The organism is Pseudomonas sp. CBC3, from assembly GCF_037967085.1.
GTDB lineage: Bacteria > Pseudomonadota > Gammaproteobacteria > Pseudomonadales > Pseudomonadaceae > Stutzerimonas.
Genome location: NZ_JBANEO010000002.1, coordinates 237,352 through 258,686 on the forward strand (window position 1 = coordinate 237,352; position 21,335 = coordinate 258,686).

General features: G+C 59.8%; 25 protein-coding genes and 1 tRNA gene. 19 read left to right on the top strand and 7 right to left on the bottom strand.

Annotated features, from left to right (window positions below):
* Window positions 1-86: 86 nt before the first annotated feature.
* The 3 genes from V6943_RS08195 to V6943_RS08205 form a co-directional block, all read right to left on the bottom strand.
* Window positions 87-449 (bottom strand): DNA polymerase III subunit chi, encoded by a 363-nt coding sequence (locus tag V6943_RS08195; protein WP_181101742.1) that lies wholly within the window; start codon window positions 447-449, stop codon window positions 87-89.
* Window positions 450-576: 127 nt separating this feature from the next.
* On the bottom strand, window positions 577-996 hold the full coding sequence (locus tag V6943_RS08200; protein ID WP_340553175.1) for a DNA polymerase III subunit chi: 420 nt from the start codon (window positions 994-996) through the stop codon (window positions 577-579).
* A 22-nt stretch (window positions 997-1,018) separates the two neighbouring features.
* Complete coding sequence (locus V6943_RS08205) at window positions 1,019-2,512, bottom strand: leucyl aminopeptidase (protein ID WP_340553176.1); 1,494 nt, start codon at window positions 2,510-2,512, stop codon at window positions 1,019-1,021.
* A gap of 183 nt (window positions 2,513-2,695) precedes the next feature.
* Here V6943_RS08205 and lptF point away from each other — a divergent pair, with 183 nt between their 5' ends.
* Window positions 2,696-3,817: an LPS export ABC transporter permease LptF gene (gene lptF, locus V6943_RS08210; protein WP_131651181.1), complete on the top strand. Its 1,122-nt coding sequence runs from the start codon at window positions 2,696-2,698 to the stop codon at window positions 3,815-3,817.
* Window positions 3,810-4,871 (top strand): LPS export ABC transporter permease LptG, encoded by a 1,062-nt coding sequence (gene lptG / locus V6943_RS08215; protein WP_340553177.1) that lies wholly within the window; start codon window positions 3,810-3,812, stop codon window positions 4,869-4,871. Before lptF ends, lptG begins: the two co-directional genes overlap by 8 nt.
* A 44-nt stretch (window positions 4,872-4,915) precedes the next feature.
* Here lptG and V6943_RS08220 read toward each other — a convergent pair whose 3' ends face one another.
* The 3 genes from V6943_RS08220 to V6943_RS08230 form a co-directional block, all read right to left on the bottom strand.
* Complete coding sequence (locus tag V6943_RS08220) at window positions 4,916-5,413, bottom strand: RDD family protein (protein ID WP_131651183.1); 498 nt, start codon at window positions 5,411-5,413, stop codon at window positions 4,916-4,918.
* Between the two features lie 95 nt (window positions 5,414-5,508).
* On the bottom strand, window positions 5,509-5,721 hold the full coding sequence (locus tag V6943_RS08225; protein WP_014853413.1) for a cold-shock protein: 213 nt from the start codon (window positions 5,719-5,721) through the stop codon (window positions 5,509-5,511).
* A gap of 469 nt (window positions 5,722-6,190) precedes the next feature.
* Window positions 6,191-6,277 (bottom strand) — tRNA-Leu (locus tag V6943_RS08230).
* Between the two features lie 116 nt (window positions 6,278-6,393).
* Between V6943_RS08230 and queA the strand changes: the two genes are divergently transcribed.
* The 6 genes from queA to V6943_RS08260 all read left to right on the top strand — a co-directional run bounded on the left by queA (window position 6,394) and on the right by V6943_RS08260 (window position 12,404).
* Window positions 6,394-7,443, top strand: coding sequence for a tRNA preQ1(34) S-adenosylmethionine ribosyltransferase-isomerase QueA (gene queA / locus V6943_RS08235; RefSeq protein ID WP_340553178.1), 1,050 nt, complete (start codon window positions 6,394-6,396; stop codon window positions 7,441-7,443).
* A gap of 14 nt (window positions 7,444-7,457) precedes the next feature.
* Window positions 7,458-8,573 carry a tRNA guanosine(34) transglycosylase Tgt gene (gene tgt, locus V6943_RS08240; RefSeq protein WP_165914257.1) on the top strand — a complete coding sequence of 372 codons (1,116 nt, stop codon included), beginning with the start codon at window positions 7,458-7,460 and terminating at the stop codon, window positions 8,571-8,573.
* 38 nt (window positions 8,574-8,611) lie between these two features.
* On the top strand, window positions 8,612-8,941 hold the full coding sequence (yajC, locus tag V6943_RS08245) for a preprotein translocase subunit YajC (protein ID WP_131651186.1): 330 nt from the start codon (window positions 8,612-8,614) through the stop codon (window positions 8,939-8,941).
* A 66-nt stretch (window positions 8,942-9,007) separates the two neighbouring features.
* On the top strand, window positions 9,008-10,876 hold the full coding sequence (gene secD / locus V6943_RS08250) for a protein translocase subunit SecD (RefSeq protein ID WP_340553179.1): 1,869 nt from the start codon (window positions 9,008-9,010) through the stop codon (window positions 10,874-10,876).
* Between the two features lie 12 nt (window positions 10,877-10,888).
* A complete protein-coding gene (secF, locus tag V6943_RS08255; protein ID WP_197445459.1) occupies window positions 10,889-11,797 on the top strand; it encodes a protein translocase subunit SecF in 909 nt (302 codons plus the stop codon).
* A gap of 73 nt (window positions 11,798-11,870) precedes the next feature.
* A complete protein-coding gene (locus V6943_RS08260; RefSeq protein ID WP_340553180.1) occupies window positions 11,871-12,404 on the top strand; it encodes a glycine zipper 2TM domain-containing protein in 534 nt (177 codons plus the stop codon).
* Between the two features lie 59 nt (window positions 12,405-12,463).
* Here V6943_RS08260 and suhB read toward each other — a convergent pair whose 3' ends face one another.
* A complete protein-coding gene (gene suhB, locus V6943_RS08265; protein ID WP_131651190.1) occupies window positions 12,464-13,279 on the bottom strand; it encodes a type III secretion system regulator SuhB in 816 nt (271 codons plus the stop codon).
* A gap of 150 nt (window positions 13,280-13,429) precedes the next feature.
* On the opposite strand from suhB, the gene trmJ reads away from it, so the two are divergent.
* From trmJ to ndk, 11 genes are all read left to right on the top strand, one after another.
* Complete coding sequence (gene trmJ / locus V6943_RS08270; protein WP_340553181.1) at window positions 13,430-14,206, top strand: tRNA (cytosine(32)/uridine(32)-2'-O)-methyltransferase TrmJ; 777 nt, start codon at window positions 13,430-13,432, stop codon at window positions 14,204-14,206.
* Window positions 14,206-14,982, top strand: a complete 777-nt coding sequence (cysE, locus tag V6943_RS08275) for a serine O-acetyltransferase (RefSeq protein WP_131651192.1) — start codon at window positions 14,206-14,208, stop codon at window positions 14,980-14,982. The genes trmJ and cysE overlap by 1 nt, the downstream gene beginning before the upstream one ends.
* Window positions 14,983-15,164: 182 nt before the next feature.
* Window positions 15,165-15,656: a Fe-S cluster assembly transcriptional regulator IscR gene (gene iscR / locus V6943_RS08280; protein ID WP_197445458.1), complete on the top strand. Its 492-nt coding sequence runs from the start codon at window positions 15,165-15,167 to the stop codon at window positions 15,654-15,656.
* A gap of 30 nt (window positions 15,657-15,686) precedes the next feature.
* Window positions 15,687-16,901: an IscS subfamily cysteine desulfurase gene (locus V6943_RS08285; protein ID WP_340553182.1), complete on the top strand. Its 1,215-nt coding sequence runs from the start codon at window positions 15,687-15,689 to the stop codon at window positions 16,899-16,901.
* Window positions 16,902-16,942: 41 nt separating this feature from the next.
* A complete protein-coding gene (gene iscU, locus V6943_RS08290) occupies window positions 16,943-17,335 on the top strand; it encodes a Fe-S cluster assembly scaffold IscU (protein ID WP_340553183.1) in 393 nt (130 codons plus the stop codon).
* Between the two features lie 10 nt (window positions 17,336-17,345).
* The gene (gene iscA, locus V6943_RS08295) at window positions 17,346-17,669 is read left to right on the top strand and encodes an iron-sulfur cluster assembly protein IscA (RefSeq protein ID WP_131651195.1); all 324 of its coding nucleotides are present in this window, start codon (window positions 17,346-17,348) and stop codon (window positions 17,667-17,669) included.
* A gap of 7 nt (window positions 17,670-17,676) precedes the next feature.
* Window positions 17,677-18,198, top strand: a complete 522-nt coding sequence (gene hscB / locus V6943_RS08300) for a co-chaperone HscB (protein ID WP_340553184.1) — start codon at window positions 17,677-17,679, stop codon at window positions 18,196-18,198.
* 41 nt (window positions 18,199-18,239) lie between these two features.
* A complete protein-coding gene (hscA, locus tag V6943_RS08305; protein ID WP_340553185.1) occupies window positions 18,240-20,102 on the top strand; it encodes a Fe-S protein assembly chaperone HscA in 1,863 nt (620 codons plus the stop codon).
* Between the two features lie 5 nt (window positions 20,103-20,107).
* The gene (gene fdx / locus V6943_RS08310) at window positions 20,108-20,446 is read left to right on the top strand and encodes an ISC system 2Fe-2S type ferredoxin (RefSeq protein ID WP_131651268.1); all 339 of its coding nucleotides are present in this window, start codon (window positions 20,108-20,110) and stop codon (window positions 20,444-20,446) included.
* 14 nt (window positions 20,447-20,460) lie between these two features.
* Window positions 20,461-20,658, top strand: coding sequence for a Fe-S cluster assembly protein IscX (iscX, locus tag V6943_RS08315; protein WP_131651198.1), 198 nt, complete (start codon window positions 20,461-20,463; stop codon window positions 20,656-20,658).
* Window positions 20,659-20,896: 238 nt separating this feature from the next.
* On the top strand, window positions 20,897-21,328 hold the full coding sequence (ndk, locus tag V6943_RS08320) for a nucleoside-diphosphate kinase (protein ID WP_340553186.1): 432 nt from the start codon (window positions 20,897-20,899) through the stop codon (window positions 21,326-21,328).
* Window positions 21,329-21,335: the final 7 nt, after the last annotated feature.

Sequence of the window (21,335 nt, forward strand, 5' to 3'; positions counted from 1 at the left end):
TATCGCGCCGCGATCGAGGCGACAGCTGGTCTGGACTGGGTTGGAAGGGTGTTATCGAAAAGCGGCTGAGTTGCCGTATCGGCAGCTCAGGTGCGATGGGTCTTGATCAGTTGCTCGGCTCGGGCTTCCAGTCGATGCCGCAGCTCGGCTTCGATCTGCGGAACGAAGTCGTCGATCACTTCTTGCAGGATCAATTGCGCGGCGGTGCGCAATTCGAGATCGAGATGGCGCTCGGCCAAGGTACGAAAAGCCGTACGGACGGCGGGTTCGCGGGGCTCCGGCTCTGGCTGGCTTGTTGCGGAAGGTGCGGGTTGGACGATTTCCGAGAGCACAGGGATGCTGTCCGGATCCAGCGTCTCGCTCAACACGGGCGGGTCCTGATCTCCTAGCAGCGCACGGATGGACTCCAGGTCGTCGAGTAGATGGGTGGGTTTTGGCGTTTGCGTCATGTACGGTGGTTTCCGGAGATTAAGCGTCCAGGTGGTCGTGGCGCTCGTTAAACGGGATGAGCCCGATGCCTATCGTTGTTGACTCGTCGATAAGGCGATGAGTTCGCCGAACCCAGCGGCACTGGCGCTACAGTTCGACTCGCTTCGGTTCATACCCACGTTGCCGATAGAGGCGGAAATTGTCCCGGCAAAGGTTTAGTAGCTCCGGTTGTTGGTTGACGAGCTCGATCACGCGGCTGAACTGATCGGTATGTGGCGATAGCGTTGGCGCCAGATTGATCAGCAGACCTTGCGCAGTGGCGGGTGGTTGCTCCGTGCCGATCACCACCGGCGCATGCGGATCGTCGTCGTGCAGTTCGTGCGGTATGAAGCGTTCGGCGCGAAAGCTCCACAGCAGCTCGTCCAGCTGACCGCACTGTTGGCTGTCGTCGCAGCGAATGAACACCGGCATCCCGTGCTGCCAGCCCTTGCTCGCCAGCAGGCAGGCCGCTTTGGCTCGGCCTGCCGGTTCGCTATCGGGCAACACATAGAACTCGACCCGTGTCATGTCCGGTTCCCGCTCGCCTGTCTCATGCCTGCTCGGCTCGATCCAGCAGGTACTGGGTCAGCAGGGGCACAGGACGGCCGCTGGCGCCTTTTTCCTTGCCGCCACTGATCCAGGCGGTGCCGGCGACGTCCAGATGAGCCCAGGGATAGGCCTTGGTGAAGCGCGAGAGGAAGCACGCGGCGGTGATCGTGCCGGCCTTGGGTCCGCCGATGTTGGCGATGTCAGCGAAGGGGCTGTCCAGTTGCTCCTGGTATTCGTCGAACAGGGGCAGTTGCCAGGCGCGGTCATCGGCTTTCTGGCCGGCGCCCAGCACCTGCTGCAGCAGCGCATCGTCATTGCCCAGCAGGCCCGAGGTGTTGCTGCCCAGGGCAACGATGCAGGCGCCGGTCAGCGTGGCGACGTCGATCACGGCGCGCGGCTTGAAGCGCTCGGCATACGTCAGGGTGTCGCAAAGGACCAGACGGCCTTCGGCATCGGTGTTGAGGATCTCGACCGTCTGGCCGCTCATGGTGGTGACGATGTCGCCCGGGCGCGTGGCCTTGCCGCTGGGCATGTTCTCCGCGCATGCCAGCAGGCCGACCAAGTTGATAGGCAACTGCAGTTCCAATGCCGCGCGGAAGGTGCCGAGCACGCTGGCCGCGCCGCACATGTCGTATTTCATTTCGTCCATGCCCAGGCCGGGCTTGAGGCTGATGCCGCCTGTGTCAAAGGTGATGCCTTTGCCGACGAGCGCGTAAGGCTGCTCGCCTTTCTTGCCACCGTTGTACTGCATGACCACGATGCAGCCTGGCTGGTCGCTGCCCTGGGAGACGGCGAGGAAGGCGCCGGCGCCGAGTTCGCGCAGCTTGTTCTCATCCAGCACCTCGACTTTAAGCCCCTTGAATGCCTTGCCGAGCTGCCTGGCCTGTTCGGCCATATAGCTGGGGTGGCATATGTTCGGCGGCAGGTTGCCCAGGTCGCGGGCGAAGCTCATTCCGGCGGCGATTGCGGTGGCGTGGTGTGCGGCTTGCTCGGCCTGAGTCTGGTTTGCCTTGTCGACGAGCAGAGTGATCTTGTCGAGCGCCGATGCGTCGCTCTTCTTACTCTTGAATTGATCGAACCGGTACTGACCATCAGCCAGCACTTCGACCAGCATGCGAGTGCGCGCGTAGAGGTCGCGATCCTTCACTTGAATGTCTTGCAGGGCGAAGGTCGCGTCGTTGCCACCGAGGCCCTTGAGAACGCCGAATGCGGCGCCGGCGGCTTTGCGCCACTGACGAGCGTCGAGTTCGTCCTCCTTGCCGATGCCAACCAGCAGCACGCGCTCAGCCTTGAGGCCCGGCACGCTGTGCAGCAAAAGGGTCTGGCCCGGCTTGCCTTGCAGGTCGCCGCGCTTGAGTACGGTGCTGATGGCTCCGCCGCTGGCCTGGTCCACGCTCTGCGCAGTAGCCCCGAGCAGTTGCCCCTCGGCAACTGGCAGAACCAGGGTGGCTGTTTTGGCCGCAGCGGCTTTGGTTGTTTTTACAACGAATTCCATGGCGTCGAGTCCCCAAGACAAAGAGTCGGGTTTGCAGGATAATGCCGGGCCTATTTTCCGGTGGTTCGTCCACCGGGGCGTTGAGAGTGCTGCGTGAATTCAACGTCCTGTTGCGGGCGGACCGGCTATTGGCGGCTAGTTTGAGCGTAGCCGCCGGAGCCTGACAACCCTGGAGTGTCCGGTTTGATCGTCTTTCGTTACCTGTCCCGTGAGCTTCTGGTCACCTTGAGCGCCGTCAGCGCCGTGCTGTTAGTGATCATTATGAGTGGACGCTTCATCAAATACCTGGCGCAGGCTGCGCAGGGGCTTCTCGATCCGGGCGTGCTTCTGATGATCATGGGCTTCCGTCTGCCCGGATTCCTGCAGCTGATTCTACCGCTGGGTCTGTTTCTCGGCATTCTGCTTGCCTACGGCCGGCTCTACCTCGATAGCGAGATGACCGTCCTCTCGGCCACCGGCATGAGCCAGCGACGCCTGCTGGTATACAGCCTGGCGCCGGCCGCGCTGATCGCTGCGCTGGTTGGCTGGCTGAGCCTCGGCCTGGCGCCGCAAGGTGTTGCCGAAGTCGATCGAATCCTCAATGAGCAAGACTCGCTGACCGAGTTCGATACGCTGGTGCCCGGACGCTTCCAAACCCTGCGCGACGGAACTCGGGTGACTTATACCCGTGAGCTGACCGACGACCGCACGGAGCTGGCAGGCGTATTTATCTCCGAAACCAACTTGTCCGAGGCGACCGGAGAGAAGCGTGGTCTATCCGTGCTGGTGGCCGAAAGCGGTCGGCAGGAGATTCAGCCCGATGGAAGCCGCTACCTGATTCTGGAAAACGGTTACCGCTACGACGGCAATCCGGGGCAGGCCAATTACCGCGCGATCCAGTACGACACCTACGGCGTACTGTTACCCAAGCCTGAGGTCAGTGTCGAACTGAGCGAGCGCGAGGCGATGCCTACCAGTGAGCTGTTCGGCAGTGACGACATTCGCTTGCAGTCCGAACTGCAATGGCGCCTGTCGCTGCCGTTACTGGTCTTCATCGTGACCCTGCTTGCGGTGCCGCTGTCGAAGGTCAATCCGCGTCAGGGGCGCTTCCTCAAGCTGTTGCCTGCGATTCTTCTGTACATGACCTACCTGGCGCTGCTGATCGCTGCGCGTGGTTCCCTTGATAAGGGGCGGATCCCCGCTGCATTGGGGCTCTGGTGGGTGCATGCAATCTTCTTTGCGATAGGAATGTTGATGCTTTACTGGGAACCGCTGAGGCTCGCCATCAGCAAACGTCGGAGCAGGTCGGGGGTCGCTCATGCGTAAGCTCGATCGCTATATCGGCAGCCATGTATTGCTGGCGATTCTCACTGTGCTCGGGATCATCGTCGGGCTGGCGTTGCTGTTCGCTTTCATCGACGAGCTGGGGGACGTAAAGGGGAGTTACGGCACGTTGAATGCCGCTGTTTACGTCCTGCTCACAACGCCGTCGCGAATCTACGAAATGCTGCCGATGGCGGCACTGATCGGTTGTCTCATCGGCCTCGGCACGCTTGCCAGCAGCAGCGAGCTGACCATCATGCGTGCCGCTGGCGTATCGCTCGGGCGTATCGTGGTTGCCGTGATGAAGCCGATGCTGCTGCTGATGCTAGTAGGTATTCTGATTGGCGAATATCTGGCGCCGTGGAGCGAGAATATTGCTCAGGCCAACCGGGCGGCGGCGCAGGGGGCAGGTGAGGCGCAAAGCAGCAAGCGCGGCCTCTGGCATCGTCAGGGCGACGAATTCGTACACATCAATGCGGTGCAGCCAAGCGGTCTGCTGCTGGGTGTCACGCGCTACCGCTTCGATGAGCAGCGGCAGCTTCTCTCGGCAAGTTTTGCCCGCCGGGCGCGCTACGAAGGCGATCACTGGCAGCTCAGCGGCGTCGCTACCACGCATTTCCGCGGTGATCATACCGAAGTGGTCAAGGTCGCCGAGGAGCGTTGGGACGTGCTCTTGACGCCGCAGTTGGTCGGTACGGTGGTCATGGAGCCTGATGCCTTGTCCGTCACCGGGTTGTGGCGCTATATCCATTACCTCGGCGACCAAGGGTTGAATAACGGGCGCTACTGGTTGGCGTTCTGGACCAAGGTGCTGCAACCGGTGGTGACGGTGGCGCTGGTGCTGCTGGCCATCTCGTTCATCTTCGGGCCGTTGCGCTCGGTGACCCTCGGACAGCGCATCTTCACCGGTGTGATCGTCGGCTTCGTGTTCCGCATTCTGCAAGACCTGCTAGGTCCGGCGAGCCAGGTGTTCGGCTTCTCGCCGCTGCTGGCGGTGGCGGTGCCCGCAGGCATCTGTGCGCTAGCGGGCGTTTGGTTGTTGCGGCGGGCGGGCTAATGCAAGAGCGCTCGACTAGGCGGCGAGCAGTGCCGAGCCTGAAGCTATTTCTTATGAATATTCTTCGGTAGCTGAACGACCTGGCTTTCCGAATAGATGTCATGCCAGGTGCGGTGCTGCTTGTCCCAAAGCATCCACCAATAGCCCAGCCCCAGCGCCAGCAAGGACATGATTGCAATCAGAAAGCGCAGCAGCGCCTGCCACAGGTCGATGGCGCTGCCGTCGGCGTTCTGGATGCGCACGCCCCAGACCTGCATGCCAAGCGTCTGGCCATTGTGGGTCCAGAACTTGGCGAAAAAGCCGAACAGGCTGAACAGCAACAGCGTGGACAGGATCGGATCGATGTCCAGCCCGCCAGCTTCTGCCAATGCCTGCAGGCCTTCGCTGCCGTAAATCAGGCGCAGCACGCCCTGCTGGTAGAGCAGCGTGACCACCATCATCAGTGCGATGGAAAGAAACGAATCGTAGAAGATTGCGGCGAGCCGGCGAAATAGGCCGGCTGCAGGAAACTGGCCCTGCGGGCTGAGCAGATGGTTGCGCATGGGTGTCTCGCTAAAAATGGCAGTGCGCATTCTACGGAATCACGCGCATAAAAAAGCCCCTGATGTTGCCATCAGGGGCTTTTCGGAGCGAGGGCTTATTCCTGGATTTGAACCTGGTCAGCCTGCATGCCCTTTTGACCTTGCACGGCGATGAAGCTGACTTTCTGGCCTTCTTTCAGGCTCTTGAAGCCGTTGCCTTCGATCGCGCGGAAGTGCACGAACAGATCCGGACCGCTCTCGGGAGTGATGAAACCAAAACCTTTCTCGTCGTTAAACCACTTGACGGTACCGTTCTGACGATTCGACATGTCTTTGTATCCTTGAAACTCAATAGTAGAAGCGCCCCTGCAGAGAGCAGGAAGCGGAGACTGGTTGCAAGGAGTAAAGAGTCGAACGGGATGTAGCGGATCTGAAGATCTACTGCACCAGGTCACGATTCAACAGCGACCCATGCAAACACAGTGGGCACACTCTACGATAACTCGCCGGCCAATGCCAAGCCCTCGGAGTCATAGAGTTTGCCCACTACAGAGGCGCCATTTCGGCGCGCTTTAGCGTTGCTTGCGTTCTTTATGATGTCGCCATGGAGCGAGATGCGCTGCGCCGTTACGAAGCTGTCGCTCGATGAGCGCTTCCAGAGCGTGCTGCGATATAGCCCGATGAAGCATGTCGCGCTTGCTGATGCGCGTGGCGCATCGATACTGCTGGGGTGATGCCGCTACTGCTGCGCGGTTCCCCTGTTCCAAAGGCAATCGGTTGCCTGTGGCTTCTGATTCATGGTGCCTCGAGAGAGACTCGAACTCTCACGTTGTTACCAACGGCGGATTTTGAATCCGCTGCGTCTACCGATTCCGCCATCGAGGCACAGTGGCGGCGCAGTATAGGGATGCAATGCGAGTCGGTCAATCGTCTGGCGTGGTCAGATTGAGGCGTTTCCGCTAAGCTTTGCGCCCCCCAAAGCCTCGTGCTGATCATTTTCAATGCAAGTTTCCGATTTCTCCTTTCAGCTCCCCGATTCGCTGATCGCTCGCCACCCGCTGGCCGAGCGCCGGGCCAGCCGGCTGCTGGTGCTCGATGGAATGACCGGGCGGCTGGAACATCGTGGGTTCGCCGAGCTGCTCGACTACCTGTTGCCTGGCGATCTGATGGTTTTCAACGACACGCGGGTGATTCCGGCGCGTCTGTTCGGCCAGAAGGAAACGGGCGGCAAAGTCGAGGTGCTTGTCGAGCGCGTGCTCGATGGTCGTCGCGTGCTAGCACATATCCGCTCCAGCAAGTCACCGAAGCCGGGAACAAAAATTCATATCGAGGGCGGTGGTGAGGCGCTGATGCTGGCGCGCCATGACGCCCTGTTCGAACTGGAATTGGCGGAAGACGTGCTGCCCTTGCTCGATCGCGTCGGGCACATGCCGCTGCCTCCTTATATAGATCGACCGGACGAAACCGCTGATCGCGAACGCTATCAGACGGTTTATGCGCAGCGGGCCGGCGCTGTCGCCGCGCCAACGGCGGGGTTGCACTTCGATACGCCGCTACTGGCGGCACTGCAAGAGAAAGGCGTAGAGCGCGCTTTCGTCACGCTGCACGTGGGCGCTGGCACCTTTCAACCGGTGCGCGTCGAGCACATCGAAGATCATCATATGCATCGCGAGTGGCTCGAGGTCGGCCAGGATGTGGTCGATGCCGTTGCAGCCTGTCGTCAGCGCGGTGGACGTGTCATCGCGGTAGGTACCACCAGCGTGCGTTCGCTGGAGAGCGCGGCGCGCGACGGCACGCTTAAGGCTTTCAGTGGCGATACCGACATTTTCATCTATCCAGGCCGGCCCTTTCATGTGGTGGATGCTCTGGTGACCAACTTCCATCTGCCTGAATCGACCCTACTGATGCTGGTCTCGGCGTTTGCCGGCTACCCGGAAACCATGGCTGCCTACGCTGAAGCCGTCGCCGAGGGTTATCGCTTCTTCAGTTACGGCGACGCCATGTTCATCACGCGCAACCCGGCCCCGCGCGGCCCCGAGGAAACCCCATGAGTCGTACCTGCCATATGTCCTTCGAACTGCTTGCTACCGACGGCAGGGCGCGCCGCGGACGCCTGACCTTTCCGCGCGGCACGGTGGAGACGCCGGCGTTCATGCCGGTGGGTACCTACGGCACGGTCAAGGGCATGTTGCCGCGCGATGTCGAGGAAATCGGTGCCGAGATCATTCTCGGTAATACCTTCCACCTGTGGCTGCGTCCCGGCACCGAAGTGATCAAGGCCCACGGTGATCTGCATGATTTCATGCAATGGAAGGGACCGATCCTGACCGATTCGGGTGGTTTCCAGGTGTTCAGCCTGGGTGCGATGCGCAAGATCAAGGAGGAGGGTGTCTACTTCGCTTCTCCGGTCGATGGTGCAAAAGTATTCATGGGGCCGGAAGAGTCGATGCAGGTCCAGCGCGACCTAGGCTCCGATATCGTGATGATCTTCGATGAATGCACGCCCTATCCGGCCGACGAGGAGGTGGCGCGGCGTTCCATGGAGTTGTCGCTGCGCTGGGCCAAGCGCTCCAAGGAGGCGCACGGCGATAGCGTCGCGGCGCTGTTCGGCATCGTCCAGGGCGGTATGCACGAATCGCTGCGCATGCGCTCGCTGGAAGGGCTGTGCGAGATTGGCTTCGACGGTCTGGCGATCGGCGGGCTGTCGGTGGGAGAGCCGAAGGAAGAGATGATCCGGGTGCTGGATTTCCTGCCGTCGCGGATGCCGGCCGACAAGCCCCGCTATCTCATGGGGGTCGGCAAGCCCGAGGACTTAGTTGAGGGTGTGCGTCGCGGCGTGGACATGTTCGACTGCGTAATGCCGACCCGCAATGCCCGCAACGGCCATCTGTTTACCGACACTGGCGTGATCAAGATTCGCAATGCGGTGCATCGGCACGATGATTCACCGCTGGATGCCGGCTGCGATTGTTACACCTGCAAACACTTCTCCCGCGCCTATCTGCACCATTTGGACAAGTGCGGCGAAATGCTGGGCAGCATGTTGAATACAATCCACAACCTGCGTCACTACCAGCGTCTGATGGCCGGTTTACGCGATGCTATCCAGCAGGGTACATTGGCGACCTTTGTCGACGCCTTCTATGCCAAGCGCGGTCTGCCAACCCCGCCGCTTGCGTGACGAATTCATACCAACTATCTCTGCAACAGGAGTGCTACATGAGCTTTCTGATTCCCGCCGCCTACGCACAAGAGGCTGCCGCTGGTCCCGCTGGTAGTGGTTTCGAGTGGTTGTTCCTGGTCGGCTTCCTGGTCATCTTCTACCTGATGATCTGGCGTCCCCAGGCCAAGCGCGCCAAGGACCACAAGAACCTGATCGGTGGCCTGCAGAAGGGCGATGAAGTGGTTACTTCCGGTGGCATTGCCGGCAAGGTCACCAAGGTGGCTGACGATTTTGTCGTTATCGAGGTTTCCGACAACGTTGAGCTTAAGTTCCAGAAGGTCGCGATTGCCGCGACGCTGCCCAAGGGCACTCTGAAAGCCATCTGAGCCGAGTTCAATTCAATACCACGACGGGGCGCGCAAGGCGCCCCGCGTCATTAGACGGGCTGCGTCATGCTCAATAGATTCCCCCTCTGGAAATACCTGCTGATACTGGTGGTGCTGGCGGTTGCTTGCATTTATTCGGCCCCCAATCTTTATCCCGACGATCCAGCTGTACAGATCACCGGCGCAACCACTTCGCTGAACGTGACCGAGGCTGATCTTAGCCGAGCCAGTACAGCGCTCGAAGAGGCTGGAATTGAAGTCAAGGACGTCTCGCTGGACGAACAGGGTCGCGGTGGTCTGCTGCGTCTGCTGCACCAGGACGATCAGCTGCCGGCCAAAGACGTGATCCGCCGCGCTCTAGGTGATGCCTATGTTGTTGCTCTCAACCTGGCACCGACCACGCCCGACTGGTTGCGCAGTCTCGGCGCGAGCCCGATGAAGCTCGGCCTGGACCTGTCCGGTGGCGTGCACTTCCTGCTCGAAGTGGATATGGACAAGGCTATCGAGACTCGCTTGAACGTCTATGAGGGGGAGGTCAAGAGCCTGCTACGCAAGGAGCGTGTCCGCTATCGTAGCCTGCCCATGCAGGACAACGCGGTGCAGCTGGGCTTTGCAGACCAGGCGACGCTATCCACCGCTCAGGCTCTGATCCGCAAGAACTTCAACGATTTTGAGATTACTTCCAGCGAACGCAACGGCCAACAGGTGCTGCGTCTGGCTATTACCGAGGCGAAGCTGGCGGAGATCCGCGAGTACTCCATCAAGCAGAACCTCACAACGGTTCGCAACCGGGTCAACGAACTGGGCGTTTCCGAGCCGCTGGTACAGCGCCAGGGCGCCAACCGCATCGTGGTCGAATTGCCGGGCGTACAGGACACTGCGGAAGCCAAGCGAATCCTTGGCAAGACTGCCAATCTGGAATTCCGCCTGGCAGCCGAGATGGATGCCCCGCGTGCGACCACCGAGACCTTCGAGTTCCGCCAGGAGGGCCGTCCGCCGGCACAGCTGGAGCGCTCGCTGATCATCACCGGCGATCAGGTGACCGATGCCCAGGCCAGCTACGACGAGAATGGTCGTCCGCAGGTCAATATCCGTCTGGATGGGCATGGTGGTGAGTTGATGAACCGGGCCACGCGCAACAGCGTCGGGCGCAGCATGGCGGTGATCTTCATCGAGCAGCGGCCGCAGACCCGTTATGTGAAGCAAATGGTCGATGGCGTCGAGCAGGAAGTGCGCGTCGAAACCTTCCAGGAAGAGAAAAGAATCATCAGCCTGGCGACCATCCAGTCGCCGCTGGGTAGCCAGTTCCGCATCACCGGCCTCGATGGGCAGGGTGAGTCTTCGGAACTCGCGCTGCTACTGCGCGCAGGTGGTCTGGCGGCACCGATGTACTTCGCCGAAGAACGTACCATCGGCCCAAGCCTGGGTGCCGAGAATATCAAGCTGGGCGTCGAGGCGGCTCTGTGGGGCTTCCTGTTCGTCGCGATCTTCATGGTGTTGATCTACAAGTTCTTCGGTGTGCTGGCGACCGTCGCGCTGCTATTCAACATGGTGCTGCTGACCGCGCTGATGTCGATGCTGGGTGCGACCCTGACGCTGCCGGGTATCGCCGGTATCGTGCTGACCATGGGTATGGCGGTGGATGCCAACGTGCTGATTTTCTCGCGGATTCGCGAGGAGATTCAGAACGGGATGTCAGTGCAGCGCGCCATCCACGAAGGTTTCGATCGGGCTTTTTCGGCGATCATCGACGGCAACCTGACTACATTGCTGGTTGGCGGAATCCTGTTTGCGATGGGGACTGGTCCGATCAAGGGCTTCGCCGTCACGCTCTCGCTCGGAATCCTGACGTCAATGTTCACGGCAATACTCGTGACCCGCGCCATGGTCAACGTGATCTACGGCGGCCGCGATCTCAAGAAGTTGTGGATTTAAGGGGCTAGCACGATGAAACGCGTAATCAATTTCATGGGTGTGCGTCATGTGGCTTTCGCCCTGACGGTAATACTCACGCTTGCTTCCCTCGGCAGTCTGGCGGTGAAGGGGCTGAACTTCGGCCTGGACTTTACCGGTGGCACGTTGATCGAGCTGTCTTACGAGCAACCGGTCGCGCTGGATGAAGTGCGGGCGCAGCTTTCCCGCTCCGATTTCGGTGAGGCCGTGGTTCAGAGTTTTGGTGCCACGACCGACGTGCTGGTGAGAATGCCGGGCGACGATCCTATGCTGGGCGAGCGTATCGCCGAGGCGCTGCGTGGCCATGAGGCTGCCAGCGCCGTCACCGTCAAACGCGTCGAGTTCGTTGGGCCGGCGGTAGGTGAGGAGCTGCGCGACCAGGGTGGGTTGGGCATGCTGCTTGCCCTTGGTGGCATCCTGGTCTACGTCGCGTTCCGCTTTCAATGGAAGTTCGGTTTGGGTGCAGTGCTGTCACTTTTCCACGACGTGATTGTGGTGCTGGGTGTCTTTTCATTCTTTCAGATTTCCTTCGACCTGACCGTGTTGGCTGCGGTGCTCGCGGTGATCGGCTATTCGCTCAACGATACCATCGTGATCTTCGATAGGATCCGCGAGAACTTTCGCATGTTGCGCAAGGCGGAGCTGCTCGAGAACATCAATATATCTACCACCCAAACGCTGCTGCGGACCTTGGCCACCTCGGTGTCCACCCTGCTTGCGGTAGGCGCGTTGATGTTCTTCGGTGGGGAAAACCTCTGGGGCTTCTCGCTGGCGTTGCTCATCGGGGTTGGTGCCGGAACCTATTCGTCCGTCTACATTGCCGGTGTCTTCCTTATCGCGTTGAAGTTGACCCGCGATGATCTGATTCCGCCAGTGGTGGAAGAGGTCGACGAGCGACCCTGAGGCGAACTTCTGACGGGCTCGGCTGCCTAAGCCGCCGCAACGGGGCCTTGCCCGTCGGAAGAAGGAAAACGCAGTGAATAAATCGATGCTGGTGGGTGCGGTACTAGGAGCGGTAGTGGTGACCGCGGGTGGCGCATTTGCCACTTACACGCTGGTTGACCGCGGGCCGAAGTTCGCTGAGGTCCTTAAGGTGGAGCCTGTCACGGAAACGATCAAGATGCCTCGGGAAGTCTGTAAGGAAGTGACGGTTACACGGCAGAAGCCGGTACAGGACCAGCATCGCATCGCTGGCACAGCGGTAGGAGCTGTGGTCGGCGGGTTGCTCGGCAATCAGGTCGGCGGTGGCACCGGCAAGAAGATCGCGACGGTCGCCGGGGCGGTGGGCGGTGGTTACGCCGGTAATCAGGTGCAAGAGCGGATGCAGGCCAACGATACTTACACCACCACCGAGACCCGCTGCAATACGGTCACCGACACTCATGACAAGGTGGTTGGCTATGAGGTCCAGTACGATCTGGATGGGAAGGTCGGTACGGTGCGGATGGATCGCGATCCCGGTAATCGCATCCCCGTGCAGGACGGTCAGCTCATGCTGACGCAGCAGTGAGTAGTTTTTGGTCTGAATAAAAAACGCCCCGCGGGGCGTTTTTTTGTGCTGCCGCTAGCTCAGCGTTTCAGTGACGGCGTGAGGTGCGGCTGGATAGCAGTCAGTACCGCTTTGAAGCATTTGGTGTTGCCCGCGACGATCTGGCCCTTCTCAAGGAAATCGTGACTACCACTGAAATCACTGACAAGGCCGCCGGCTTCCTGGATCAGCAGTGCGCCAGCGGCCATATCCCATTCGGAAAGCCCGAACTCCCAGAAGGCGTCATAGCGGCCGGCGGCGACATAGGCCAGGTCCAGACTGGCGGCGCCGGCGCGACGTAGCCCGGCGGTTTGTCCCACTAGGCTGCGGAACATGTTCAGGTAACTGTCCATGTTGTCCATTTGCCCGTCGCGGAACGGAAATCCGGTACCCAGCAGGGCGCCGTCCAGGCTCTTGCGCGTACTGACGCGCAAGCGGCGGCCGTTGAGCGCGGCGCCACGACCACGGCTCGCGGTGAATTCTTCCTGGCGAACCGGATCGAGAACGACGGCATGCTCAAGACGGCCACGGTATTTGCAGGCGATGCTGACGGCATAGTGTGGGACGCCCCGCAGGAAGTTTGTCGTGCCATCCAGCGGGTCGATCACCCAGAGATAATCCTTGCCGTCACCGCTGCCTTCCAGCAGTCCGCCTTCCTCGCCCAGAATGCCGTGATTCGGATAAGCCTTGCGCAGCGCGGCAACGATCAGCTGTTCGGCTGTTCGGTCGATCTCCGAGACGTAATCGCGCGCGTCCTTTTCGCTAACCGAGATCACGTCCAGGCGCTCGGTGGAACGGACAATCATTTCGCCGGCGCTACGGGCGGCGCGCAGCGCGATATTCAGCATGGGCTGCATCGATCAAATACCTGGTCGTTTAAAGAAAGCCGGCAATTCTATCAGAAAGCTGGCTCGGGTGTATGAGGATGGAGAGCGTCGGGACGGTAATGGCGAAGGCGTAATTCCTTCCTGTAAGCTTTCGGTTCGCTTTTTGGGTCGAGAATAACTGTGTCGCTTCAGAACATTCGTGTGGTGCTGGTCAATACGAGTCATGCCGGCAATATCGGTGGCGCGGCCAGGGCTATGAAAAATATGGGTTTGTCCCGTCTGGTTCTGGTGGATCCGGAGGATTTTCCCAGTCCGAACGCTATTGCCCGGGCGTCGGGTGCAACGGATATTCTCGATTCGGCGCAGGTCGTGACAACGCTCGAAGAGGCGTTGGTGGGCTGCAGCCTGGTGCTGGGGACCAGTGCGCGTGATCGCCGAATACCCTGGCCGCTGTTGGATCCGCGCGAGACCGGTTCAGTTTGCCTGGAGCAAATCGAGCGCGGCGGTGAGGTCGCATTGGTATTCGGGCGCGAATATGCCGGCCTCACCAACGAAGAGCTTCAGCGCTGTCAGTACCATGTGCATATCCCGTCCGATCCTGATTTCAGTTCGCTGAACTTGGCCGCGGCGGTGCAGGTGCTGGCTTACGAGGTGCGTATGGCCTGGCTTGCGGCGAACGGCCAGCCAAGCAAGCAGGAGAAGCTCGAAACCACATCGATGCTCAATGCGCAGCCCGTGACCGCTGACGAGCTTGAACACTATTACGGGCATCTCGAGCAGACCTTGATCGATATCGGCTTTCTCGACCCGCAGAAGCCTCGTCACCTTATGCCGCGTCTGCGCAGGCTTTACGGGCGTAGCGGCATCAGCAAGCTCGAAATGAACATCCTGCGCGGAATTCTGACCGAAACCCAGAAGGCCGTCCGCGGCGAACCCCACAAGCGGAGATCTGATTGATGTTCGAACGCATGCGCGAAGATATCCAGAGCGTTTTTCATCGCGATCCGGCGGCGCGTAACGCATTCGAGGTCATCACTTGTTATCCGGGGCTGCACGCTGTCTGGTTTCATCGGGTTTCGCATTGGTTGTGGATGAAGGATTGCAAGTGGCTGGCGCGAGTGAACTCGAACCTGGCGCGGTGGCTGACGGGTATCGAGATCCATCCGGGGGCGCATATCGGTCGGCGTTTTTTTATCGACCATGGGATGGGTATCGTGATTGGCGAGACTGCGCAGATCGGTAATGACGTGACGCTTTATCATGGTGTCACGTTGGGTGGGACTAGCTGGAACAAGGGCAAGCGCCACCCTACGCTCGAAGACGGTGTGATTGTTGGAGCAGGGGCGAAGATTCTCGGCCCGTTTACAGTAGGTGCTGGCGCCAAGGTCGGCTCCAACGCGGTGGTCACCCGCGCGGTTCCGGCGGGTGCTACCGCGGTCGGCATTCCGGGGCGCGTGATCGTCAAGTCGGATGAAGAGCAAGAAGCCAAGCGCAAGGCGATTGCCGAGAAGATCGGCTTCGATGCTTACGGCGTGACCGAAGATATGCCAGACCCGGTGGCGCGTGCCATTGGCCAGTTGCTCGATCACGTTCAGGCTGTCGAAGAGCGCATGGAGGGTATGTGTCAGGCGCTGACTGCGCTAGGCAGCGACTATTGCGCCAAGCAGATGCCCGAGCTGCGTGAAGAGGATTTCGCTGAGGTGAAGGATGCTGGCGATGAGGCTCGCCCCTGAGGGTTGGGTGCGATAGGCGGGGTGCGCTGTTATGATGGGCGCCTTTTGCTGATGGGGTGCTGCGTTCCGGCCGTCGCTTCTGCTCAGCAGCTAAAGTCCGAGTGGTTTAATAGGTCTTATAGTTGATCTAAATAGTCGGGTATTGCATACTTGCGCCAAACCATGATGCTTGGTGCAAACCGATGCGATTGACTACCAAAGGCCGTTACGCCGTCACTGCGATGCTCGATCTGGCGCTGCATGCGCAGCATGGGCCGGTGTCTCTTGCCGATATATCCGAGCGGCAGGGCATCTCGCTCTCCTACCTTGAACAGCTATTCGCCAAACTGCGCCGTGGCAGTCTAGTTACCAGCGTTCGGGGGCCGGGTGGCGGTTATCAACTTTCCCGTGAAATGGCCGGTATTCAGGTTGCGCAAGTCATCGACGCAGTCAACGAGTCGGTCGATGCCACGCGCTGCCAGGGGCTGGGTGACTGTCATTCGGGTGATACCTGTCTGACCCACCATCTGTGGTGCGATTTGAGTCAGCAGATCCACGAGTTTCTAAGCGGTATCAGTCTGGCGGATCTGGTAATGCGTCGCGAGGTTCAGGAAGTGGCTCTGCGCCAGGATATGCGGCGCGCCAAAGGCCAGATTTCGCAACTGGATAAGATTGAAGCGTCCGCCGTCGATTGAGCAGGACGACTGCCTGATAGGAGATACCTGATGAAGTTGCCGATTTACCTTGATTATTCCGCTACCACACCGGTCGATCCTCGCGTTGCCGAGAAAATGGTCGAGTGCCTCACTGCTGAAGGTAACTTCGGCAACCCGGCGTCACGCTCCCATGCCTTTGGCTGGAAAGCCGAGGAGGCTGTGGAGAACGCTCGCCGCCAAGTCGCCGAGCTAGTCAATGCGGACCCTCGCGAAATCGTCTGGACCTCGGGTGCCACCGAATCTGACAACCTGGCGATCAAAGGCGTCGCGCATTTCTATGCATCCAAAGGCAAGCACATCATCACCAGTAAGATCGAGCACAAGGCCGTTTTGGATACGACCCGCCAGCTTGAGCGTGAAGGCTTCGAAGTGACCTACATCGAGCCAGGCGAAGACGGTGTGATCACCCCGGCAATGGTCGAGGCAGCCCTGCGTGATGACACCGTGCTGGTTTCCATCATGCACGTGAACAACGAGATCGGAACGATCAACGACATTGCTGCGATCGGTGAACTCACCCGCTCGCGCGGTGTGCTGTTCCATGTGGACGCCGCTCAGTCCACCGGCAAGGTGGAAATCGACCTAGAGAAGATGAAGGTCGACCTGATGTCCTTCTCCGCACACAAGACCTACGGCCCCAAAGGCGTCGGCGCGCTCTATGTTCGCCGCAAGCCACGTGTGCGCCTCGAAGCGCAGATGCATGGTGGTGGCCATGAGCGCGGCATGCGCTCGGGCACGCTGGCAGCGCATCAGTCGGTGGGCATGGGCGAGGCGTTCCGCATTGCTAAAGAGGAAATGGCTGCCGAGAACGAGCGCATCACTCAGTTGCGTGACCGCTTCTTCAAGCAGGTCGAACACCTGGAAGAGCTGTATGTAAACGGCAGCATGACGGCGCGGGTTCCGCACAACCTGAATCTGAGTTTCAACTATGTCGAGGGCGAGTCGCTGATCATGGCGCTCAAGGATCTGGCGGTTTCCTCCGGCTCTGCCTGTACCTCTGCCTCACTGGAGCCGTCTTATGTGCTCCGCGCGCTGGGCCGCAACGACGAACTTGCGCACAGCTCGATCCGTTTTACTTTCGGCCGCTTCACTACTGAAGAAGAAGTCGACTACGCCGCGCGGAAAGTCAGCGAGGCGGTTATCAAGTTGCGTGAGCTTTCGCCCCTGTGGGACATGTTCAAAGACGGCGTCGATATCTCGAAAGTCGAGTGGGCTGCCCACTGATTCACCGAGCTCCGCATAGCCTGATCAAAGAGGATTGCACCATGGCATACAGTGACAAGGTCATCGACCATTATGAAAACCCTCGCAATGTCGGCAAATTCGACGCTGAGGATCCATCCATCGGTACCGGCATGGTCGGTGCGCCGGCATGCGGCGACGTGATGCGCCTGCAGATCAAGGTCAACGAGCAGGGCGTCATTGAAGATGCCAAGTTCAAGACCTATGGCTGTGGTTCGGCCATCGCTTCCAGCTCGCTGGCTACCGAGTGGATGAAGGGCAAAACCCTGGAAGAAGCTGAAACCATCAAGAACACTCAGCTGGCCGAAGAGCTGGCGCTGCCGCCGGTGAAAATCCACTGCTCGGTCCTGGCGGAAGATGCCATCAAGGCTGCCGTTCGCGACTATCGCGCGAAAAAAGGGTTGCCACAGGCCTAAGGAGGTATCGATGGCTATCAGCATGACAGCCGCTGCTGCCAATCACGTACGTCGCTCCCTCGAGGGGCGCGGCAAAGGGCTGGGCGTCCGATTGGGTGTGCGCACCACCGGGTGTTCCGGTCTGGCCTACGTGCTTGAGTTCGTTGACGAGGCGGCGGTAGAGGACTCGGTGTTCGACAGCCACGGCGTGAAGGTCATCATCGATCCGAAAAGCCTCGTGTACCTCGATGGCACTGAACTCGACTTCGTTCGGGAAGGCCTGAACGAGGGCTTCAAGTTCAATAACCCCAACGTGCGCGGCGAATGCGGCTGCGGCGAGAGCTTCAACATCTGAGGACGCTGTGGGAACTCCCTGTCACTACGCGCTGTTTGAGCTGCAGCCGGCTTTCGATATTGATATCGAGGCGCTCTCGTCCCGCTATCGCGAGCTTGCACGCAAGGTTCATCCGGATCGGTTCGCTGACGCTGGCGAGAGAGAGCAGCGTCACGCCATAGAGCGCTCGGCGAATCTCAACGAGGCTTTTCAAACGTTGAAAAGCCCGCCCCGGCGGGCCCGTTATCTGCTAACGCTGCAGGGGCGGGATATGCCGCTTGAGGCTACCGTCCAGGATCCTGCCTTTCTGATGCAGCAGATGCAGTGGCGTGAAGAGCTCGAAGAGTTGTATGACGATGGGAATCTCGACGGCGTCGTTTCCTTCAAGGCTCGCCTGAAAGCCGTTCAGCAGGAACTCAATGATTCGTTCGCCCATATATGGCGGGATGAATCGCAGCGCGAGGAGGCGGAACGGCTGGTGCGCCGAATGCAGTTTCTCGACAAGCTGGCACATGAAGTGCGCCAGTTGGAAGAGCGCCTCGACGATTAACCCCGCGTAGCGCCAGGCGCTGCGCCCGATATCAGACAGACATGGCCTTACTTCAGATAGCTGAACCCGGACAAAGCCCGCAGCCTCACCAGCGCCGCCTGGCGGTTGGTATCGATCTCGGAACTACCAATTCACTCGTCGCGGCCCTGCGTAGTGGCGTTACGGCGCCGCTGGCCGATGCCGACGGTGAGGTGATTCTTCCGTCCGCGGTGCGTTATCACGCTGACCACGTTGAGGTGGGACGTGCTGCCAAGAGCGCAGCCGCCAGTGACCCATTGAATACCGTTGTGTCGGTCAAACGTCTGTTGGGTCGCGGTATCGGCGATGTGAAGCAGCTGGGTGAGCAACTGCCTTATCAGTTCAGCGAAGGGCAATCGCAAATGCCTTTTATCGAGACGGTACAGGGCGCCAAGAGTCCGGTTGAGGTATCTGCCGAAATTCTTCGCACCTTGCGCGAGCGCGCTGAGGCCGTGCTGGGTGGTGAGCTAGTTGGTGCTGTGGTCACTGTTCCTGCGTATTTCGATGATGCGCAACGGCAAGCCACCAAGGACGCTGCGCGGCTGGCCAATCTCAATGTGCTGCGTCTACTCAACGAGCCGACCGCCGCAGCCGTTGCTTATGGTCTTGATCGCGAGGCCGAGGGCGTCGTGGCTATCTATGATCTGGGTGGCGGAACCTTCGATATCTCAATTCTGCGCCTAACGAAAGGTGTGTTCGAGGTGCTGGCGACCGGGGGCGATACCGCCCTTGGCGGTGATGACTTCGACCATGCGATCGCCGGCTGGATTCTCGCCCAGGCGGGGGCATCCGAGGATCTCGATCCAGGCGCGCAGCGCGCAGTATTGAAAATCGCCTGTGATACCAAGGAGCGGCTCAGCGATGCCGAGTCCGTCGAGGTGTGTTATGGCGGTTGGCAGGGCGTTCTGACGCGCGCGACCTTCAACGAGCTCATCGATCCGATGATTGCTCGCAGCCTCAAGTCCTGCCGGCGCGCGCTACGGGATTCGGCTGTCGAGTTGGAAGATGTTCATGCGGTGGTAATGGTCGGCGGCTCCACTCGGGTGCCGAGAGTTCGTGAACGGGTTGGCGAGATGTTCGGTCGAGATCCTCTGACCGATATCGATCCCGATCAGGTCGTTGCCATCGGCGCGGCGATCCAGGCCGAAACCCTTGCAGGCAACAATCGTGATGGAGAGGAGCTTCTGCTGCTCGACGTGATCCCGTTGTCTCTGGGGCTGGAGACCATGGGCGGTCTGATGGAGAAGATCATCCCGCGCAACACCACGATTCCGGTTGCACGTGCGCAGGAGTTCACCACCTACAAGGATGGTCAGTCGGCCATGATGATCCACGTGCTGCAAGGCGAGCGCGAGCTTATCGCCGACTGCCGCTCGCTGGCTCGCTTCGAGTTGCGTGGCATACCTTCGATGGTGGCGGGCGCGGCGAAGATTCGCGTTACCTTTCAGGTCGATGCCGACGGGTTGCTCAGCGTATCGGCTCGTGAATTGGCATCCGGCGTCGAGTCGAGCATTCAGGTGAAGCCCTCGTATGGGCTGACCGATGGCGAAATCACCCGCATGCTGGAAGATTCTTTTAACAAGGCCGGCGAAGACAAGGCTGCTCGGGCGCTACGTGAACAGCTGGTCGATGCGCAGCGGCTGCTCGAGGCGGTCGACTCTGCCTTGGCTGTAGATGGCGAGCGTTTGCTCAGCGATGAGGAACGCGTCGCGATCGAATCGCAGATGCATGCGCTGCGTGAGCTGCTTGATGGTCACGACGGCGTTGCCATCGAGCGTCAAATCAAGCGCCTGAGCCAGATTACCGATGCCTTTGCCGCGCGCAGGCTAGATTCCACCGTCAAGGCTGCACTGGCTGGACGGCGGCTTAACGATATCGAGGAATGACCCAGATGCCGCAGATTGTTTTCCTGCCCCATGCTGACCACTGTCCGGAAGGGGCTGTAGTGGATGCGCAGCCCGGTGAAACGGTGCTCGATGCCGCGCTGCGAAACGGTATCGATATTGAGCATGCCTGTGAAAAATCCTGTGCATGTACCACCTGCCACGTTGTGATCCGTGAAGGATTTGCCTCGCTGGAAGCTTCCGATGAGCTGGAAGACGACATGCTGGACAAGGCCTGGGGGCTCGAGCCCAACTCCCGGCTGTCCTGTCAGGCGGCCGTTACGGATGCCGATCTGGTGGTCGAGATTCCGAAGTACACCATCAATCAAGTTTCCGAAGGCCATTGAGGGCGAGGTGAACCATGGCGCTTAAATGGGCCGATGTGCTGGACATCGCAATCGAACTGGCCGAATGCAAGCCGGATGTAGATCCTCGCTATGTGAATTTCGTCGAGCTGCATCGTTGGGTGGTTGAGCTGCCAGATTTCTCGGACGATCCGAATCGCGGTGGCGAGAAAGTGCTCGAAGCCATCCAGGCTGCCTGGATCGAAGAAATCTAGATCAGCGGCGAGCTGCAAGTTTTGGGTAAGGTAGGCTCAACCCGCCGGCATCGACGTCGGGAGGGCTCTGCTGGGCTGAAGCCCACCCTGCGGTGCTTGAGACGCCCGTTTGGCATTAAGCTTCCCGCGCTATTATCGTCTTCAGCTCCCCGGCTGCTCTTATATTTTCCTTCCCGACCCGCGTATAATTCGCGGGTTTACTCGTTTGCTTTAACCTGTCGATTTCTGGAGTTTTCAAATGGCCCTGCAACGCACTTTTTCCATCATCAAGCCTGACGCTGTCGCCAAGAACGTAATCGGTGAAATCACCTCCCGTTTTGAGAAGGCTGGTCTGCGCGTCGTCGCTTCGAAGATGGTCCAACTGTCCGAGCGTGAAGCTGGCGGTTTCTATGCCGAGCACAGTGAGCGTGGCTTCTTCAAGGATCTGGTCGCTTTCATGGTTTCCGGTCCGGTCATCGTTCAGGTGCTGGAAGGTAAAGACGCCATCGCCAAGAACCGTGAGCTGATGGGTGCCACCAACCCGAAGGAAGCCGCTCCGGGCACTATTCGCGCCGATTTCGCTGTTTCCATCGACGAAAATGCTGTTCACGGTTCCGATTCCGAAGCCTCTGCTGCGCGCGAAATCGCTTACTTCTTCTCCGCCACCGAAGTGTGCGCCCGCATTCGCTGATCAGGCG